This window comes from Arthrobacter sp. R-11 (genome assembly GCF_049913155.1).
GTDB lineage: Bacteria > Actinomycetota > Actinomycetes > Actinomycetales > Micrococcaceae > Arthrobacter.
The window spans coordinates 369,293-388,344 of sequence record NZ_CP183979.1 but is presented as its reverse complement, the minus strand read 5'-3'; the positions used below and the strand labels follow the sequence as shown (position 1 = coordinate 388,344).

At 67.9% G+C, this 19,052-nt stretch carries 15 protein-coding genes and 1 pseudogene; 7 read left to right on the top strand and 9 right to left on the bottom strand.

The features are described from left to right. The first annotated feature begins 48 nt into the window (after positions 1-48). Positions 49-1,935, top strand: coding sequence for a dihydroxy-acid dehydratase (gene ilvD, locus ACN9M4_RS01705; RefSeq protein WP_426301769.1), 1,887 nt, complete (start codon positions 49-51; stop codon positions 1,933-1,935). A gap of 82 nt (positions 1,936-2,017) precedes the next feature. On the opposite strand, the gene ACN9M4_RS01700 is transcribed toward ilvD, so the two are convergent. Continuing rightward, positions 2,018-2,929 (bottom strand): glycerophosphodiester phosphodiesterase, encoded by a 912-nt coding sequence (locus ACN9M4_RS01700; protein WP_426301767.1) that lies wholly within the window; start codon positions 2,927-2,929, stop codon positions 2,018-2,020. A gap of 50 nt (positions 2,930-2,979) precedes the next feature. Here ACN9M4_RS01700 and ACN9M4_RS01695 point away from each other — a divergent pair, with 50 nt between their 5' ends. Beyond that, positions 2,980-4,332, top strand: a complete 1,353-nt coding sequence (locus ACN9M4_RS01695; RefSeq protein WP_426301765.1) for a DUF445 domain-containing protein — start codon at positions 2,980-2,982, stop codon at positions 4,330-4,332. A 75-nt stretch (positions 4,333-4,407) separates the two neighbouring features. Here the strand turns inward: ACN9M4_RS01695 and ACN9M4_RS01690 are convergent, their stop codons facing one another. Beyond that, entirely contained in the window at positions 4,408-5,157 is a 750-nt protein-coding gene (locus ACN9M4_RS01690; RefSeq protein WP_426301763.1) for a LamB/YcsF family protein, read from the bottom strand. Next, positions 5,147-5,962 (bottom strand): hypothetical protein, encoded by an 816-nt coding sequence (locus ACN9M4_RS01685; protein ID WP_426301760.1) that lies wholly within the window; start codon positions 5,960-5,962, stop codon positions 5,147-5,149. The genes ACN9M4_RS01690 and ACN9M4_RS01685 overlap by 11 nt, the downstream gene beginning before the upstream one ends. A gap of 235 nt (positions 5,963-6,197) precedes the next feature. Here ACN9M4_RS01685 and ACN9M4_RS01680 point away from each other — a divergent pair, with 235 nt between their 5' ends. The 4 genes and pseudogenes from ACN9M4_RS01680 to ACN9M4_RS01665 all read left to right on the top strand — a co-directional run bounded on the left by ACN9M4_RS01680 (position 6,198) and on the right by ACN9M4_RS01665 (position 9,834). After that, positions 6,198-6,347 carry a hypothetical protein gene (locus ACN9M4_RS01680; protein WP_426301758.1) on the top strand — a complete coding sequence of 50 codons (150 nt, stop codon included), beginning with the start codon at positions 6,198-6,200 and terminating at the stop codon, positions 6,345-6,347. A 32-nt stretch (positions 6,348-6,379) separates the two neighbouring features. After that, positions 6,380-7,069, top strand: a complete 690-nt coding sequence (locus ACN9M4_RS01675; protein ID WP_426301756.1) for a DNA alkylation repair protein — start codon at positions 6,380-6,382, stop codon at positions 7,067-7,069. A 57-nt stretch (positions 7,070-7,126) separates the two neighbouring features. Next, positions 7,127-8,413: pseudogene (locus ACN9M4_RS01670) on the top strand (MFS transporter); the annotation flags it as partial. 518 nt (positions 8,414-8,931) lie between these two features. Further along, the gene (locus ACN9M4_RS01665) at positions 8,932-9,834 is read left to right on the top strand and encodes a LysM peptidoglycan-binding domain-containing protein (RefSeq protein WP_426301754.1); all 903 of its coding nucleotides are present in this window, start codon (positions 8,932-8,934) and stop codon (positions 9,832-9,834) included. A 79-nt stretch (positions 9,835-9,913) separates the two neighbouring features. Here the strand turns inward: ACN9M4_RS01665 and ACN9M4_RS01660 are convergent, their stop codons facing one another. The 6 genes from ACN9M4_RS01660 to ACN9M4_RS01635 form a co-directional block, all read right to left on the bottom strand. Next, positions 9,914-12,307 (bottom strand): glycoside hydrolase family 65 protein, encoded by a 2,394-nt coding sequence (locus ACN9M4_RS01660; protein ID WP_426301752.1) that lies wholly within the window; start codon positions 12,305-12,307, stop codon positions 9,914-9,916. Positions 12,308-12,404: 97 nt separating this feature from the next. Next, positions 12,405-13,142, bottom strand: coding sequence for an HAD family hydrolase (locus ACN9M4_RS01655; protein WP_426301750.1), 738 nt, complete (start codon positions 13,140-13,142; stop codon positions 12,405-12,407). Next, on the bottom strand, positions 13,135-14,184 hold the full coding sequence (locus tag ACN9M4_RS01650) for a LacI family DNA-binding transcriptional regulator (RefSeq protein WP_426301748.1): 1,050 nt from the start codon (positions 14,182-14,184) through the stop codon (positions 13,135-13,137). Before ACN9M4_RS01650 ends, ACN9M4_RS01655 begins: the two co-directional genes overlap by 8 nt. A 133-nt stretch (positions 14,185-14,317) precedes the next feature. Next, positions 14,318-14,935: an alpha/beta hydrolase gene (locus ACN9M4_RS01645; RefSeq protein ID WP_426301746.1), complete on the bottom strand. Its 618-nt coding sequence runs from the start codon at positions 14,933-14,935 to the stop codon at positions 14,318-14,320. 229 nt (positions 14,936-15,164) lie between these two features. Next, positions 15,165-16,394 carry an amidohydrolase gene (locus tag ACN9M4_RS01640; protein WP_426301744.1) on the bottom strand — a complete coding sequence of 410 codons (1,230 nt, stop codon included), beginning with the start codon at positions 16,392-16,394 and terminating at the stop codon, positions 15,165-15,167. Between the two features lie 53 nt (positions 16,395-16,447). Continuing rightward, a complete protein-coding gene (locus ACN9M4_RS01635) occupies positions 16,448-17,872 on the bottom strand; it encodes a DUF3100 domain-containing protein (RefSeq protein WP_426301742.1) in 1,425 nt (474 codons plus the stop codon). 110 nt (positions 17,873-17,982) lie between these two features. Here ACN9M4_RS01635 and ACN9M4_RS01630 point away from each other — a divergent pair, with 110 nt between their 5' ends. After that, positions 17,983-18,969, top strand: coding sequence for an Lrp/AsnC family transcriptional regulator (locus tag ACN9M4_RS01630; protein WP_426301740.1), 987 nt, complete (start codon positions 17,983-17,985; stop codon positions 18,967-18,969). Positions 18,970-19,052: the final 83 nt, after the last annotated feature.

Sequence of the window (19,052 nt, the reverse complement as noted above, 5' to 3'; positions counted from 1 at the left end):
TTGACGCCGTCTTGGTGCCCGGGTTATTCGCGCGAGAGACTGGGGAACATGCCTGCATACCGTTCACGCACTGTCACCCACGGCCGCAACATGGCCGGAGCCCGCGCACTGCTGCGCGCCTCCGGCGTCGCCAACTCGGACATCGGCAAGCCGATCATCGCCGTTGCCAACTCCTTCACCGAATTCGTCCCCGGGCACACGCACCTGGCCCCCGTGGGCCGGATCGTCTCCGACGCGATTCTCGCCGCGGGTGCCGTGCCGCGCGAGTTCAACACCATTGCCGTGGACGACGGCATCGCCATGGGCCACGGCGGCATGCTCTACTCGCTGCCGTCCCGCGACCTGATCGCCGACTCCGTGGAGTACATGGCCAACGCACACTGCGCCGACGCCCTGGTCTGCATCTCCAACTGCGACAAGATCACCCCCGGCATGCTCATGGCCGCCCTGCGCCTGAACATCCCCACCGTGTTCGTTTCCGGCGGCCCCATGGAAGCCGGCCGCGTGACCCTGACCGACGGCTCCGTGCGCTCCCTGGACCTGGTGAACGCGATCGCCGACGCCGTGGATGAGTCCATCTCCGATGCAGACATCAACCTCATCGAAGAAAACGCCTGTCCCACCTGCGGTTCCTGCTCCGGCATGTTCACCGCCAACTCCATGAACTGCCTCACCGAGGCCATCGGCCTCTCGCTGCCGGGCAACGGCTCCGTGCTGGCGACCCACACCGCGCGCAAGGCGCTGTACGAGAAGGCCGGTTCCACCGTCGTCGAGCTGGTGAAGCGCTACTACGACGGCGACGACGCCTCCGTGCTGCCCCGCTCCATCGCCACCGCCAAGGCCTTTGACAACGCCATGGCCCTGGACATCTCGATGGGCGGCTCCACCAACACCATCCTCCACCTGCTGGCCGCGGCCCAGGAGGCCGGCGTGGACTACGGCCTGGCCGAGATGGACGCCAAGTCCCGCCAGGTGCCCTGCCTGGCCAAGGTGGCTCCGAACGTGGCCAAGGACAAGACCTACTACATGGAGGACGTGCACCGCGCCGGCGGCATTCCCGCCCTGCTGGGCGAACTGAACCGCGGGGGCCTCCTGCACAAGGACGTCCACTCCGTACACTCCTCCGACCTGGACGGCTGGCTGGACGACTGGGACATCCGGGGTGGCAAGGCCACCGAGGAAGCGCAGGCCCTGTGGCACGCGGCTCCCGGCGGCGTCCGCTCCTCCACCGCGTTCTCCCAGTCGAACGAGTGGACCTCCCTGGACACCGACGCCGAGGGCGGCTGCATCCGCTCCGTGGAGCACGCCTACTCCAAGGACGGCGGCCTGGCCGTGCTGCGCGGCAACGTGGCCCTGGACGGCGCCGTGGTGAAGACCGCCGGCGTGGACGAGTCCATCTGGACCTTCGAGGGCCCGGCAGTGGTCTGCGAATCCCAGGACGAGGCCGTGGAAAAGATCCTGAACAAGACCGTCAAGGAAGGCGACGTGGTGGTCATCCGCTACGAAGGCCCCAAGGGCGGCCCGGGCATGCAGGAAATGCTCTACCCGACGTCGTTCCTCAAGGGCCGCGGCCTGGGCAAGAAATGCGCCCTCATCACGGACGGCCGCTTCTCCGGCGGCACCTCCGGCCTATCGATCGGGCACATCTCGCCGGAGGCCGCCTCCGGCGGAACGATCGCACTGGTCCAGGACGGCGACATCATCCGCATCGACATCCCCAGCCGCTCCCTTGAGCTCCTGGTGGACGCCGCCGAACTGGATGCCCGCCGCGAGCGCCTTGAGGCCACCACCGGATACCACCCGGTGAACCGCGAGCGTGAAGTCTCCGCGGCCCTGCGCGCCTACGCGGCCATGGCCACCTCGGCGGACAAGGGAGCCGTGCGCGACGTTGACTCCCTCTACCGCCTGACCTCGCCGCAGCCGGCGGCCCGGTAGGTCCCGCCCGGCACAGTCATCTGGCTGGCAGTTGTTGTCGTTTTGAACGCTCAGAACGACAACAACTGCCAGCCAGTTGGGTTTAAGACGTGGAAAGCTGCGCCAGCACCTGGGCCGGCTTGTTCGTGGTGATTTCGTGGATGCCCAGGCCCTGGCAGAGGGCCACGTCGCGTTCGGAATCCACTGTCCACACCCGGAAGCGGCGGCCGGAGTCGAGCCAGCGCTGCACGGCACGGGCGTGCTTGCGGACGTAGTCGATCCCCGGCCCGGCCAGCCCCACCTCGCAGTCGTCCAGGATCCGTTCGCCTTCCAGCTGGGCAGCCTTCATCACATTTGCCACCGCGCCTCCCGTGATCCGGCCCAGGCCCAGCTCCTCGCGGATTTCCTCCACGCTCACGTCATCCACCAGCTGGCAGATGTGCTGGCCCGGAACGGTCTGCAGCAGGTGCTTCACGGAGTCGGGGCTGAAGCTCATGAAGGACACCAGGATGTTGTCCAGGCGTGAGCTTTCCGCGTCCCAGCCCTCCCTGAGCAGGAGTTCCAGCAGCCGGTCCTCCAGCTTCAACTGGTAAGGGCTGGGGTGCTTGAGTTCGATCGCGAGCCCGATCTCCCGCCCGGCGCCCCGCAGGAGGTCCAGCAGTTCGGGCAGGGTCAGGAACTGCTCGGAGATTCCGCCGTACTCGTCGGGAATCCGGGCGCCCTTCCACGACGAGAAGTCCAGGGTGCGCAGTTCGGCCAGGTCCTTCTCGGCCACCGGCCCGGTGCCGTCGGAGGTGCGGTCCAGGTTCGCGTCGTGCAGCAGCACCAGGTGCTGGTCCCGGCTGAGGTGGATGTCGCACTCAACTCCGTCCGCGCCGTCGGCGATCGCCTTCAGGTACGCCGCGCGCGTGTGCTCGGCAAAAACAGCGCTTGCCCCGCGGTGCGCGTAGACCAGCGGCCGCCGCAAGGGGGCGGCGTTTTCCGAGGAGTCGCTTTCGGGTGCCTCGATAGTCATGCTGCCACGGTAGCCCACCCGCCCTTCGGCCACGGGGCTACGCTGGGCACATGCAGGTGAACTCTGAACAAATCCCGACGGCGGAACAAAGCCGCGCGGCAAACGAACCGGAAGCGCGCACCGGCGGGGCGGCCGCCGTCGGGCATTCCGCCGACGTGTCCGCGAGCGACGCCGCCAAGGCCGGGGCCCTGCGCCGGATGAAGAGCTTGGCTCTGGCGCTGCTGCTCGGCATGGCGGTGGTGTTCACGGTGGCTTTCGCCCTGCAGAAGCAGTACCCGTGGCTGGAGTACGTGCGGGCCGCGGCCGAGGGCGGCATGGTGGGTGCGCTGGCGGACTGGTTCGCCGTGACGGCCCTGTTCAAGTACCCGATGGGCCTGAAGATCCCGCACACCGCCATCATCCCGCGGCGCAAGGACCAGATCGGCGCCTCCCTGTCCGACTTCGTGGAGAGCAATTTCCTCTCCGAGCAGGTGGTGAAGGACAAACTGGCCAGCGTGGACATCGCCCGCAAGGCCGGCGAGTGGCTGCGCTCCCCCGGCGGGCCCGAGCGCGTGGCCAAGGAAGGGTCCGCGCTGATCCGCGGCGCGTTCACCGTGTTGAACGACGACGACGTCCAGGCCGTGATCGAGGGCATGGTCCGCAAGCACGTGCTGACTCCGCCGTGGGGACCGCCCGTCGGCCGGATGGCCGAGCGGGTCTTCGCCGAGGGACACCACCACAGGCTGGTGGACCTGCTGGTTGACCGCGCCGCGGACTGGGTGGCGGACAACCACTCCACCGTGAACCGGCTGGTCTCCGACCGTTCGCCGCTGTGGGTGCCGTCGTTCCTGGACGACATGGTGGGCGACAAGGTCCATACCGAGCTGTCCAAGTTCATCCGCGCCGTGCAGGCGGACCCGGATCACCAGGTTCGTCTTTCGATCGACACTTACCTGACCGAACTGGCCTACGACCTGCAGCACGATCCGGCGATGATTGCCCGGGCGGAGGGCATCAAGGCGCAGATCCTCGGTGATCCGGAGGTCCGCGAACTGGCCTCCCGCACGTGGGGCACCATCAAGAACGCGCTGCTGACCGCCGTCGACGATCCGGACTCGGAGCTCAGCCTGCGCTTCAAGACCGCGGTGCGCGATTTCGGCACCCGGTTGGTGGACGATGCCGAACTGGCCGGCAAGGTCAACGCCTGGATCGGCGACGCCGCCGGGTACCTCGTGAACACCTACCGTTCGGACATCGCCGGCGTCATTTCGGACACGGTGGCACGCTGGGACGCCGAAGAGACGTCACAGAAGATCGAGCTCCAAGTGGGCAAGGACCTGCAGTACATCCGCATCAACGGCACCGTGGTGGGTGCGCTGGCCGGGCTGGCGATCTTCACGATGGCGCATTTGGTGTTCGGCTGACGCCTGCTATCCCGTCAACAGGCATGCTCAGCGAACGGACATGCTCGGCGCTGGGCGCCAAGGGAAGAGTGGGGATCAGGCGAACGGCGCGATCTCCACACCGGCGTCTTCCAGGCCCTTCCGGACCGCGGCCGCCAGTTCCACCGCGCCGGGAGTGTCGCCATGGATGCACAGGGACTCGGCCCGGACGCGGATCACGGAACCGTCCACGGCCTCCAGCTCCCCGTCGCTCGCAAGTCGCACGGCCCGCTCGACCACCTTGCCGGCGTCGTGCACCACGGCGCCTTCCTGGGAGCGCGGCACCAGGGTGCCATCCGGCAGGTAGCCGCGGTCCACGAAGGCTTCATGGAACACGGGGTGGCCCACCTCGCCGGCGAGCCTCAGGAACGCCGAGCCCGGCAGGCCGAGCACGGGCAGTCCGGGGTCGTAGGCCTGGATGGCGGCGACGACCGCTTCGGCCTGGTCCGTGTCGTGCACGATCCGGTTGTACAGCGCCCCGTGCGGTTTCACGTAGTCCACAGAGGCGCCGACCGCGTGCGCGATCCCGTCGAGCGCGCCCAGCTGGTAAAGCACGTCGCCGTAGAGCTCATCGAAGGACATGTCCATGCTGCGCCGGCCGAAGCCGTGCAGGTCCCGGTAGCCGATGTGCGCGCCCACCCGGACGTCCAGTTCGGAGGCGGCCCGGCAGCTGTCCAACATGGTGATGGGGTCCCCGGCGTGGAAGCCGCAAGCCACATTGGCGCTGCTGACGAGCCGGAACATTGCGGCGTCGTCCCCGATGGTCCAGGAGCCGAGGCCCTCCCCCAGGTCAGCGTTAAGATCCATGGTTTCCACCCTCCGGGAGTGTGTTGTTGTTCGTGTACGAGTCCGGTGCGTCGGCCAGCAGCTCGCCGGGAATGGTGTCCGCCAGCGGCCCGAAGGCGTGCTTGGCCGAGGCCACCACGGCCCGGCCCATCATCAGGTTCCCGCCGCCGCCCACCACGGCTCCGACACCAAAGGGCAGTGCCCGGCCGAGGAAGGCAGTGCCTTGGCGCTTCAGGAGGTTCCGGAGGAAGGCCCGCTGGATGGCGTCCCGGACCACGCCGAAACCGCCGCCAGGTAGCTTCCTGCTGAGCGTCTTTCCCCAGGCTTGAGTGACGCCCTTGCCGCGGCCGCGGCTTTGTCCGCTGAGTGCGCCGAGCAAGGCCGTTCCTTCCTCGCCGAGCATGATCGCCATGACCATGGTTCGGGCGCGGTCCGGGTCGGTCAGGTGGATGCCGTGCAGTTCGGCAAGCGACGCCGCGTACAGGGCGGTCGCCTCCAGGAAACCGACGGTTGCCAGCCCGGACAGTCCCAGCGAGGCTGCCGTTCCCAGTCCGGGCACGACGGCGGTGGCTCCCACGGCGGCTCCCCCGCCGGTGACCGCGAGCAGGTAGTCCCGCTCCAGCTTGGCGGCCAGCTGAACGGCCGTGGCGTGCGGGTGGCGGCGACGCAGGCGCCGGAGGTTGGCAAGGACCAGCGGCCGCTGCACATCCACCGCGCGCAGGAGCACGCTGTGGACTCCGGGCTTGGCGTTGCCGTGTTCGTCGAACACCGCCTTGTGGACGGTCTCCTGGGCAATCTTCACCGCCGGGTTGGGGCGCTTTGCCATGCTCACCTCCGCCTTGGAAAGAGTTCGGGTCCAACTCCCCAAGCCTAGCTTGCAGGGGTCCCCGACCGAGCTTGCGAGGTTGGGGAGCAAGCGAGGCGCTAGTCCCCACCGCCTCCCTATCCTCGCTTCGCTTCGGCCAGGGAACCCGGGCGGCGTGGGCCCATGCGACAACCCCCCGGCGTAGACTGGGAGCGTTCGCAAGGACCGGTCCGAGCCAGGACAGGAAGTATCCGGAATGAAGAAGAACAGCAATCTGAACGACGTCAGGCACCACAGCGACGCGCCCGCCGAGGGCGAAACCGAAGGTTGGGTTTCGCACGACACCGGGCTGCACAGCCAGGATCCCGCCGAGGGTCCGGACGAAGACGAGCCCGCCGGCCAATAGCCCAAAATCCCCGGCGATCCTAAACTTTAAGCGTGGCTCCACGCCTGCTTGCGGGATCTCCGGGGGACGCCAAACCGGGGCAACTGTTGGAGCGTGTACTCGACGAAGTACACGCCCTGCACAAGGCTGATGCCGCCAGCCTCCGTGCCCTGCGGCGCAGGTTTTCCGCCCAGATCGCGACGGCGGACGCCGCCGTCGTCTTCGAACTCGCGGACGGCCTCCGGGCAGCCGGCTTTGACTGGCTGGGCTGGGAACTGATCAATGCGCACGACGCCGCCTTCCACTCGCTGACTGCGGCCAGCTTGCAGGAACTCGGTTCGGAGATCGCGTCCTGGGGCCAGGCCGATGCCTTCGGCACCATTCTCAGCGGCCCGGCCTGGCGCGAGGGACTGGTCAGCGATGCCGACGTCGCAGGCTGGGCCAGGAACGGCAACCGCTGGTGGCGACGGCTGGCGCTCGTGTCCACCACCGTCCTCAACACCCGCTCCCGCTGGGGAACTGGCGACCGCGACCGCACCCTCGCCGTCGTCGTCCTCCTCATGCATGACCGGGACGACACCGTGGTGAAAGCGCTCAGCTGGGCGCTGCGCTCCCTGGTGCCGTGGGACCCGGGCGCGGTGCGCACCTTCCTGGAAGCGCACGACGGCGAACTCGCCTCACGCGTGAAGCGCGAGGTCCGCAGCAAGCTGGAAACCGGGCTGAAGTCCCCGCGTCGGCACTGATCCCGCCTGCACCGTGCCCCCATCGAAACGGCGAAGTTCCGGCGGTAGGCTGGGCTGATGGCTGCCCCGCGAGCCCTCCGGCCCTTTGCGCACCGTGAATACCGCGTGCTGATCACCGCCCTGGCCATTTCGATCTTCGGTTCCGGCATGTGGGCGGTTGCCATGGTGTACCAGGTGATCCAGCTCGGCGGCGGGCCGGTGGAGCTGTCCCTGGTGGCGACGGCGGCGGCAGTCGGCCTGGTGGCGTTCGTGCTGGCGGGCGGGATCGCGGCGGACAGGGTGCCGCAGCGGCTGCTCATCATCGCCGTCGAGGGCGCCAACCTGGCAGTGATCGGCACCGTCAGCCTGCTCTCGATGACCGGGCTGCTGCAGCTCTGGCACCTCACCGCCGGCGCCTTCGTCCTGGGCGTGGGCGCGGCGTTCTTCTTCCCGGCGTACTCGGCGATCCTTCCGCGGATCCTTCCCGCCGAGGACCTGCTCGCAGCCAACGGCATGGAGGGCACCATGCGGCCGATCCTGCAGCAGGCCGCGGGGCCCGCGGTGGCCGGTGTGCTGGTGGCCTCGCTCTCGCCGCCGTGGGCGGTGACCGGGGTGTCCCTGTGCCACCTGACGGCGTTCATCGTGCTCAACCTCCTGGGCCGGCACACCCTGGATGCGCCGGCGAACGGGGCTGCGGGCGGTGGCTCCAGGGGCTCCGGTTCCCCGCGCGGTTCCGGCGGCGCCGTCCGCTCATTCCTGCACGACCTGCGCGAGGGCGTCAGCTACACGATCCGCACGCCCTGGCTGCTATGGACCCTGATCTGGGCCTGCCTGTCCGTGCTTTTCATCATCGGCCCGATCGAGGTGCTGATGCCCTTCGTGGTCCGCGACCAGCTCCATGGCGATTCGCGGATGTTCGGCTTCCTGCTGGCGGTGATGGGCGTCGGCGGTGCGATTGCCTCGCTGGCCACGGCCTCGTTCAAGCTGCCCCGGCGCTACCTCACGGTGATGCTCGCTTCCTGGGGGCTCGGCAGCCTGCCCCTGGCCGCCGTCGGGATCATGGACAACTTCTGGGTGCTGGCCGCGGCGCTGTTCATCTTCGGCGCCACCGGCAGCGTGGGCATGGTCATCTGGGGCACGTTGCTGCAGCGCCGGGTCCCGCCGCATCTGCTGGGGCGGATCTCGAGCCTGGATTTCTTCGTGTCGCTGGCGTTGATGCCGGTGTCCATGGCGCTCTCCGGGCCCGCTGCGCAGGTGGTGCCGATCTGGCTGATCTTCCTGGCCGCCGGCGTGGTGTGTCCGCTGATGTCCGTGGTGGCCCTCTTCGCGGCGCACATGCTGAGGGACGAAATCGAGCACCCGCTGGACGCTGAGCCGACAGCTGAGCCTACGGCCGGGGCTGCGCCTGCCGAGGAGGCTGCGGCTGGTGAGGAGGCTTTGGCCGGCGAGGAGACTTTGGCCGGTGAGGAGGCTTTGGCCGGTGAGGTCGAGGCTGACGGGAGCGCAGACGCGGACGGCGTCCGCGGACACTGAGCTGCTCCCGGGGGCGATGCCTTCCCATTTGCCTGTTCCGTTTGCCGGTGCCGGCCGCCGGTGCCGGCCGCTATTTCGCGCCCAGAGCGTCCGGAATTGTCCGACAGATGCTGAGACCGGCGCTCCCTGACGGGCTGAATCCCTTATGCTCAATGGGCGCCCCGCGGAACTGAATTCGCGGTGATGTATTGGGGGATATTTTGACGCACAGTTTTAGCAACGCCGGAAACCGGGCGGGAGCCGTTGTTCTCGCCGCAGTTCTCGTGGCTGGACTCGCAACCGGGTTAGTGGACTGTACGGGAACGGAAACGCCAGCCGCGGGGCCGACCGCAAGTCCTGTTGTCACCGGGGTGAAATCCGACCCGGCAGAACAGACCACGGCCGATAACCTGGCTGGGCTGAAAGTGCTCGATTCCTTCGGCAACGTGGACTTCTACACCACGGCGGCCGGCGACACCCTCGCCAAGGTCGCGGCGGCATTCGAGCTTTCAGAGACCAAACTCGCCGGCTTCAACAAGCTCCCTGCGGGAGCACCGGTCAGGCAAGGAACGAAACTCCGCTTGATTCCGCCGTCGGGCCCCGTCGCTGGTGCGCGCGGCGCCGCCGCAACGGATGCCAACGGGATCCCGTTGAGCTACGTGGTGGCGGACTTGGATACCCTCGACGGGATCGCCTACCGTTTCGGCATCACGGAAGACCAGCTGGCCGAGGCAAACAAGGTGCCCTACGTCCACGAGCAGGGCAATGTGTACTTCCTGCACCCGGGCAGGACCATCGCGTTGCAGAAGAAGCCGGTGGATCCGAGGTCGGGCAAGGGCCAGGCCACCAGCAATTCCTTCGGCCACGCGATTTACTACACCACCGTCGACGGGGACTCCTTGGACAGCCTCGGCTACAAGTTCCGGCGCACTACCGCCCAGTTGCTCGAGTACAACCCCGGACTGAGCGTGGGATCCCCACTTCCAGCCGGCACCAAGGTGACCCTCATGCCGGGCGAGGCAACGGTCGACGGCGCAAGGGGCACCTTCAGCCGGAACGCTGACGGCGTGCCGCTGACGTACACGACGGCGGCGGGAGACACCGAACGCCAGGTTGCGTTCCGCTTCAACTTGGAGCCGGCCGAGCTGAGCGCCGCGAACCGTCCGAAGACTGCCGGCCCCCGCACCTGGTACGAATTCACAAGCGTCCCGGACGGAGAACTCGCCGCCGGACAAACCATCAGCCTCTCGGGCGCCAAGCCGATCACCAAATAGGGGCGGTCGACCGGAGGAACACTTGAAACCAAAGGCGCCGGTGCAGCTGGGATCCAGCTGCACCGGCGCCTTGCGGTCTCTAGCCTTCCAGCGTTCCGACCACCGGCACGCCGGCGGTCGGGAACAGGCTCGGGAAGACGGACGGAACCGGGGCGTGAACCGCCTCGAGCGGCAGCGTGACCGTTTCGGGCCCGACGACGACGCGCTGGCCGCGGACGCTCACCTCCAGTCCGGTGCCGCCGCCGGACAGTCCGCCTTCGGAACGTCCAAGGTGGTCCGCACGGGCCGAAAGGGCGATGCTGCCGGGCCGCAGTTCCACGTCCAGCACCTGCCCGCGGAGCCGCAGGCGGAAGGACAGGCTGTCCCACTCCTCCGGCAGGCGGGGGTCGAAGTGCAGCACCTCGCCCTGGTCCCGCATGCCGGCAAAACCGCACACCAGCGAACTCCAGATGCCGCCCGTGGATGCGATGTGCACGCCGTCCACGGTGTTGGCGTGGGTGTTGTCCAGGTCGATGAACAGCGCCTCGGTGAAGTGTTTCAACGCGACGTCGGAGTATCCCACCTCGGCGGCGATGATCCCCTGGACGCAGGCGGACAGCGTGGAGTCGCCGGTGGTGATGGGGTCGTAGAAGTCGAAGGCGCGCTGCTTCTCCTCCGCGCTGAAGTCCTGCCACTGCAGGAACATCGCCAGCACGGTATCCGCCTGCTTGAGCACCTGGTGACGGTAGATCACCAGCGGGTGGAAGTTCAGCAGCAGCGGGTACTTGGACCGCGGGGTGTTCCAGTCCCAGGGCTCCAGCGTCATGAAGTCGTTGTCCTGGGAGTGGACCTCCATGTGCGGGTCGTAGGGCAGGGACATCCGCTCGGCCGCCTGCCGCCAGATGATCCGCTCGCTCTGCGGCACGTCCGGGTGCTCCAGCTCCGCCGCGGCCCGCAGGTTAAAGCGGGCCATGACGTTGGTGTAGAGGTTGTCGTTGACCACTGCCGTGTACTCGTCCGGGCCGGTGACGCCGTGGATGTGGAACATTCCGTCCTTGCCGAAGAAGCCCAGGGACGCCCACATCCGGGCGGTTTCGATCAGCAGTTCGGCACCGATCTCGTTGGCGAAAGCGGTGTCTCCGCTGGCCCATTGGTAGCGGTTGGCCGCGAAGGCGATGGCCGCGGCGATGTGGAACTGGGCGGTGCCGGCGGCGTAATAGGCGCTGGCTTCCAGGCCGTTGATGGTGCGCCACGGGAACAGCGCGCCGTCCACGCTGAGCTCCTTGGCCCGGACCCGGGCGTCGGGCAGCATGGCGTGGCGTGATTCCAGGACCTGCCGGGCCGCGGCCGGGTTGGTGTAGCTCAGATACGGCAGCAGGTAGATCTCCTGGTCCCAGAAGTAATGCCCCTCGTAGCCCGAACCGCTCACGCCCTTCGCCGGGATGCCCGCAACTCCGGCCCGCGCCGTGGCCTGGGCCAGCTGGAAGAGGTTCCAGCGCACGGCCTGCTGCATCTCGGCCTGACCGCCGATCACGATGTCCGCCGTGGCCCAGTAGTCGCGGTAGTGCGCCGCGCTTTCAGCCAGCAAGGCGCCGAAGGTGGCCAGGCGCAGCTCGGCCTCCGCGGCAAGCGCTTCGCCCGGCTCCTCAACCGTTTCATCGACCGCGTTCACCACATAGCTGACGCTCTTCTCAAGACGGAAGGTCTCGCCGTCGTTCACTGCCAGGACGTAACGGACAGTCGATTCGTCCTCCCCCACTACCGTGTCGAAGGGCTGGCCGTCGAGGGAGATCCAGTGGTCCACTGCCAGGCCGATGCGCTGCCGGGATTCCGCGGTCTCCCAGGCAAGGCGGAGCGAACCGTCGGAGCCCTGCAGGTGCAGCGGACGCAGCACCCGGCCGGCGTGGCGGCCGGAGCGCCGCGGGTCGTGGGCCGAGTGGTCCTCCACAGGCTGGTCCTGCCGGTTGAGGACGGCGGAGGTGATGTCCACGGAGGTGGGGCGGTCCGCGCTCAGGCTGAATTCGATGCCGAGGCAGCCGCGGGAATCGAAGCCCACCACCCGCCGCTCAACGGTGGTGACAACAGCGCCGGAGCGGCATTCCCAAGTGACGGCGCATTCGTACACGCCGGTGGCGAAGTCCAGGGTGCGCCGGTAGTCGCGCACGTTGGACTCCCCGAGGGAGAGCTGCTCGCCGTCGACCATCACGCTGAAGTTGTTGGCGTCCGGAACGTACACGATCCGCTGCCCGGTGCGGGCGAAGCCGTAGGCGTTCTCGGCGTGCTTGATGTCCCAGATTTCGTGGAAACCGTTGATGAACGTGCCGGGGAGATCGCCGTCAGCGGGGGCCCAGTGGCCGCCGCGGATTCCGAGGTGGCCGTTGCCGAGGCTGAAAAGGGTTTCAAGGGTCCCGGCGTCGCCGGGGACATGGATGGATTCCACGAGCTTCCAGGGTTCACAGGGGAAGCGCAGCCGGTCGGAACTGATCAGTGCCATGGGGAGGTGCCTTTTCGAACGGAGGGGTTGGGGGGAGGTTCGGAACTTGGGGGGCTCAGAACTTGGGGAGGGCCTGGGGTTCAGAGCTTGGGGAGGTTCAGAGAAGGTCGTCGAGGTCATCCACCACGAAGGTGGCCCCGGCGTTGAGCAGGGTCTGGCGGCCCGCACCGCGGTCCACCCCGATCACCGCCCGGAAGTTGCCGGCGCTGCCGGCCTGCACGCCGGAAACCGCATCCTCCACAACGATGCATTCGTCCGCCGGAACGTCCAGCAGGCGGGCCGCGTAGTCGAAGGTCGCCGGGTCAGGTTTGCCGGGAAGCCCGACGGCGGCCGCCACCTCTCCGTCGACCACCACCGGGAAGTAGCCGTCCAGTCCGGCGGCCTTGAGTACCGCCGGCGCGTTCCGGGAGGAGGAGACGACGGCGAGCTTGAGTCCGCGCTCCAGCGCGGCGTGGATGAAACGGACGGAGCCGGCGTACGGCTCCACCCCGCGGGTGGACACAATTTCATTGAAGATCAGGTTCTTGCGGTTGCCAAGGCCCTGCACGGTGGGGCTGTCCGGGGCGTCGTCCGTGGGGCCTTCGGGCAGGGTGATCCCTCGGGAGGCGAGGAAATCCCGGACGCCGTTGAAGCGCGGTTTGCCGTCGATGAAGTCGAAGTAGTCGCTCTCCTGGTAGCCCTCGGCGTGGCCGGCCTCGGCGAGGTAGCCGTCGAACAGTTCCTGCCAGGCCTGTTCGTGCACCACCGCGGTGGGCGTCAGCACGCCGTCGAGGTCGAACAGCAGGGCCGAGGCACCCGTCCAGGTGGAGCTCAGGGCAGCGTGGGATTCAGTCATGGTTCTTGTCCGTTCGGCGTTTGCGGCGCGTGGTCTTGCGTTCGATGAGTTTGGTGTCGAGGAAATGGCTGGTGGGCTGGTGGTCCTGCTCCGGATTCAGCAGGCGTTCGCAGAGCAGGTTCGCCGCGAAGGCGCCCTGGTCCGCAACGGGCTGAGCCACCGTGCTCAGACCGAGGAACCAGCTCATGGGGTGGTCGTCGATCCCGATCACGGACACGTCCTTTGGGGCGCCCAGGCCGTGCTCGCGCAAGGCCATCAGGGCTCCGAAGGCGATCTCGTCGCAGTCGGCGAAGAGCGCGCTGGGCAAGCCGCGGTGCGCGATGAGCTCGGTCATGGCACTCCGCCCGCCCTCGATCGAGGAGCCGGCATTGACCACAAGGTCCGGGTGGACGGTGAGGTCATGTTCGGCCAGGGCACGGCTGAAACCATCCAGGCGGTTGTTGCTGGTGCGTACGGAATGCCCGCCCAGTTCCCGGCCGGAAAGCACTGCCAGGTCCCAGTGGCCCAGCTCCAGCAGGTGGGAGGTGGCCGCCCAGGCGGCGTGTTCGTCGTCGATCCCCACGTTATCCCAGGGGACCCCGCTCATTCCAACGCTGGCGACTGCCAGTCCGGATCCTGCCAGGGCGTCGATTTCCTCGGCGTCGAGGTCCACGTTCAGCAGCAGGACCCCGTCCACGCGCTGGCGCAGGGCGGCAAGGTCAGCGAACACCCGGCTCCTGACCTCGGCGTTATTGCGGAGGCTGACCAGGACGGTGTCGTGACCGCCGTCGGCGAAGACTTCCTCGGCCGATTCCACTGCCTGGGCGAAAAACCAGGCCGTGGCTGTGGGAGCGATGATGGCGATGGAGCCTGTGCTTCCGCCGGCCAGCCGTGCGGCGGCGGAGGATGCGCGGTAGCCAAGCTTCTCTGCGGCTTCGGCAACCTTGCGGTGGGCCTTTTCGGACACATTGGGCAAATTGCGCAGGGCCCGGGAAACGGTGCAAATGGACAATCCTGAGAGGACAGCAACGTCCTGGATGGTGGCGCGCTGGGCACTAACCATGCAACACGGCCTCAACCCTTTCCATGCTTGTTGAACGGTACGGCGACTCACCGCATCGAGAAATTGTAAGCGTTTACAATTTTGCCTATCAAGGGCTGCACGAACGCGTCGCCAGTGTTACGCGGGCCGCACTTCAGCGGAGGACATAGTGGCGCAGGAAGGTGCCCACATCGGCCAGTTCCATGGCCTCGATCCGGTGGCCCATCCCGGGGTAGGTGCGGGCGGTGAGGGCGGTGTTTTGCTCCAGCCAACCGGCGGTGTATTCCACGGCGTCCTCGTTGATCACGGGGTCCGCTTTGTCCCGGCCCCAAAAGAACGGCGGCCGGGTGTCGAAGGATTCACTCATGGCCAGCAGTTCGTTGTCCAGGACGAAGCCGGACAGGCCCACCGTTGCCTTGAAGCCGTGTGGCCGGAGCCGCAGCAGGGTGCTGGCCATGGCCATGCCTTGGGAGTACCCCAGCAGGCTCACGCTGCTGTGCTTGCCCTTGACCGAATCGATCCATGCGAACACTTTATTGGCGGCCGTGATGACGTCGGCGAAGTCGTTGGCCAGGAAGTAGTCCAGCAGGAACCAGCCGTAGTCGTCGCCGATCACCATGGGAGCGCGGGGCGCGGCGCAGGTGAATTCCTCCGGCAGCTCCGGGAAGAGCTTGGCCATGCGCTGCTCGTCCGTGCCGTAGCCGTGCATCATCACCAGCAGGGGCGTTCCCGCACGCTCGTTTTCGGGCTTGGACCAGAGGACGGTATCCATGGGGAAAAGCCTAGCGGGGCGACGCCGGTCGCCGGGGCCAGGGCTGGCCATCGAGGGCTCGATGCACCGGGATCGCGGGAAGCCTGCGGGGTCGCCGAAACGTTCCAGCGTCCCCGCAGCCCTCCAGCGAATTCGCGGCACCCCGATTGCCAAGCACCCATACCCAACGCGGCAGGCCGCCGTCGGCGCCGGTTCCCGACGGCGGCCTGCCGCCTGTTGCTATTAGCCCCTAGCCGAGGGCCGGGCTGCGGGTGGCGCCCGGGCGGCGCGCGGCCTGCAGCGCCAGCAGCGCCTCGCGGGTATCCGGGTTGGTGACGGCGTCGATGGTGGTCCAGGCCATGCCGAGCGCGCCGTCAAGGGCGGCCTGCTCGCCCGCGGGTGATCCGGCGTCGGCGGCGAACTCGGCGGTGTGCGGAACACCGCTGGCACCCAGCACCGAGATCATCGGGTGGATGGACGGCACGGCGTGGGACACGTTGCCCATATCCGTGGAACCACCGCCGAGCCGGCTGGTCTGCACCACGGTACGGCCCATGGCGGTCAGGTTCCGATCCCAGGCTTCGGCGAGCAGGGTGTTCTGGACCAGGTTCTCGTAGCGCGGTTCGGTGGGGGCGACCTCCCAGGTGCAGCCGCTGGCCCGGGCACCGCCGGCGAAGCAGTTCAGCATGCGCTCCTTGACGTCCTCGAGGGTCGCCAGGTCATGCGCGCGGACCTCGGCGCTGACCACCGTGCGGGCCGGGATGATGTTGGTGACTTCGCCGCCGCGCTCCACGAAGGCGTTCAGGCGGATGCCGTCGGCGAGCTGCTGGCGGAGCAGGCCGATGGCCACGAGGGAGATCGTGGCGGCGTCGCCGGCGTTGATGGCCTTATCCGGGGCGGCTGCGGCATGGGCCGCACGGCCGTTGAAGGTGACGGCGAAGCGGTCAACCGCCTGCGTGCGGGTGATGGCGCAGCTGAGGTCCTCGCCGGTGGCGCCGTGCACCATCATGGACACCGTGGCCTGCTCCCAGGCGCCGGCTTCGAGCAGCAGCGCCTTGCCGCCCCCGTGCTCCTCGGCCGGCGTGCCGAGCAGCACCACCCGCAGGCCGAGTTCGTCCGCAACTTCGCCGAGCGCGAGCGCGGCGCCGAGGCCCGCCGTCGCAATGATGTTGTGGCCGCAGGCGTGCCCGATCTCCGGCAGGGCGTCGTACTCGGCACAGATCACCACGGTGAAGTCCCCACTGCCGCGCACCGCTTCGAAGCAGGTCTCCATGCCATAAGCGCCGCGCTCGACGGCGAAGCCGGCCTCCTCCGCGACTGACGCCAGCGTTTCAGCGGCGAGCCGTTCCTCGAAGGCAAGTTCCGGGTTGTCGTGGATGATCCGGCTGACTTCGCGCAGGCGGTCTTCCCAGGAGGCGATGGTGACGGAGGCCCCCTTCTTGAGGGTTTCGACGTCGACGGCGGTAGCTTGGCTGGGCATGGTGGCCTTTCGGGTGTGGCGGGTTCGGCGGGTTGTCGGTGCAGCGGGCTGCGTCAGTGGTGGCCGAGGCCGAGCGTGAACTGGGCGATGACCACGGAGAAGAGGTACGAGGAGGCAATGGCGACCAGGCCCACCGGCACGATCCGCCAGCCGATCCGGCGCAGCAGCGGGATGTCCTTGCCGAGGCTCAGGCCTGCAACGGTGAGCACCACGGTGCAGATGGACAGGAAGTTGACGCTGCCGACCATGGTGATGAGGGGCTTGGCGATCGGCGAGACCGGGCTGGAGGCCAGGGCACCGAGGGTGATGATGAAGACCATGCTGGGCACTTTGCCGCGGCACAGCCTGGACAGGCCCAAGCCGGCCAGCAGCAGCGCGTCGATGATGAGGTAGCCGCCCACGATGTTCCATGAGAAGCCGCCTGCGGCGATCGAGGCAATGAAGACGCCGATTACGGTCAGGACGGGCATGGCGATGTAAAGCGGAACCCGCACAGGGCCGCGGTTCTCGCCTTCCGCGGAGGCGGATTCGACGGCGGCCGACTCGACGGCGGCCATGTCCGCGGGAGCGGCGGCGGCCGCGGGAGCGGCGGCGCCCGCGGGAGCGGCGGCGCCCGCGGCGGCGGCGGTGCCCGCGGCATCTGCGGCGGAACCGAGGTGCGGGAAGCGGCGGATCAACGCGTGGTAGATCTTGTCCGCGAGGGGCAGTGCGATCCAGATGCCAACGTAGACGCCCAGGAGGCTGGTGATGACGTTGGAGGTGCCGGCGACGGCAACGATCTGGTCCTTCAGCTCGGGGAACTGGGCGGCCACGCTCGCCGCGCCGGCCGCCATCATGGAGCCGGAGCCGACGCCGGCGCCCATGGCCAAGGCCAGGGGGTCGAAGATACCCAGGGAAGCGGTGACGGAGGCCAGCAGGGAGATGAAGACCGCACCGAAGATGGTGCCGAAGACGTACATGGACAGGACGCCGCGGTACGGGTGGGAGTCGGTGCCGTAGCGCTCACTGACCATGGCGAAGGAGCCTTCGCGGTCGATCGAGAAGGTAGCGCCGATGGTGGCCGGACCCATCTTGAGCATGACGGCCATCGGGAGGGCGAGGATCAGGGTGCCGAGCAGGTGCCCGACTTCCTGGAGCAACAGGGCCGGGCCGGCGCGGAAGAGCAGGGGGAGGTTGGGGCCCATGGTGAACGCCAGGCTGCCCACAAGGATCAGGACGGAAATACCCATCAGTGCGCCGGCTGCGGACTGGAAGGTCCGGGGAAGGGGTCGGAACTTCTGCGAGGAAACGATCCCGCCTGCCAGGATGCCCCACACCATCGGGAGGATGGTGATCGCGGCGAACCCGACGGGAATGACCATCGGGCCGATGAGCTGGCCCAGCGTTGCGATCAGCAACGCGAGCCCGCCGATGGGCCAGAGCCATGCCAAGGAACGTCTGGTGCGCTTGGAGGCGGCGAGGAGAGTTGTTGAAGTCATGGGATTTCCTTGCTGGGGACTGATGATGGAAACCGAACGGGCTTCTAAGCTATATAACGCGCATCACAGCGCCTCGGATATGCAGGAAATTCAAGAAAGTTATAGGTTCTATGCAGGATTTTGATTTCGACGAGCGCGATCTCCGCCTTCTGCATGCCTTGCAGGTCCGCCCGCGCGCGCCGTGGACAACCCTGGCGCCAGCCGTCGGAGCGGACCCTGTGACGCTCGCCCGGCGCTGGGAACAGCTGCAGGAGGAGGGCCTGGCCTGGATCGGCTGCTACCAGGGTGCCGGAAGGGGCGTGGTGACGGCCTTCCTGGAAATCGAGTGTGCGCCGTCGAGCATGGCCACGGTGACAGAAGAACTGGCCAACGACCCGGAAGTGCTGACGATCGACCTGACAGCGGGCGGGCGCGACATGGTGGTCACCCTGATCTGCAGGGACGATGCCGAGCTGTCCCGGTACGTGCTGGACCGGCTGTCCACGGTGGAAGGCATCCGCAGCATGCGCACGCACCGTTCCATCCAGGTAGTGGCCGATGCCCAGGTGTGGCGCCTGCGCTCCCTGAACGCGGGCGAGGTCAAGGCGCTGGAGCGGGCCGTTGCGCCCCCGAAGGAGCTCCTGTCCAGGGTTCCAGCGGACATCGAGGACGGTCTGCTCCGGATACTCCGCGAGGACGCCCGCGCCTCCGTGTCCAGGATTTCCGGCGAGCTCGGAATCAGCCAGGCCCGGGCCCGGAGCACGCTGAGCACGGTCCTCGCCCAGCAGCGCGTGGTGATCCGGCTTGAGGTGGCCCGGCCGTATTCGGGCTGGCCGGTATATGTATGGTTCTTCATGCGCGTGCCGGCAACCCAGGTGGGTTCGGTGGCCGGGAAACTCGTTGGCCTGGACGAGGTCCGGCTCGTCACCACCACGGTGGGCAACTACTCGCTGGTGGTGGCCGTGTGGCTGCGCCGCATCGAAGACATCACCCTGCTGGAACGGCATCTCGGCGAGCGTCTGCCCTTCGCGGAGATCGTGGACCGCTCGATCGTGCTGCGCACCCCGAAGCACCTGGGCATCCGGCTCGACGCTTCGGGGCGGCGCGTCGTGGGGTAGGCGGACATTTCGACGGCGGGCGGAGGAGAGCTCCGGGCATGGCCCCGGCTGCCGGCAAGGAGAGCTCCAGGCGTCCGCCTTCT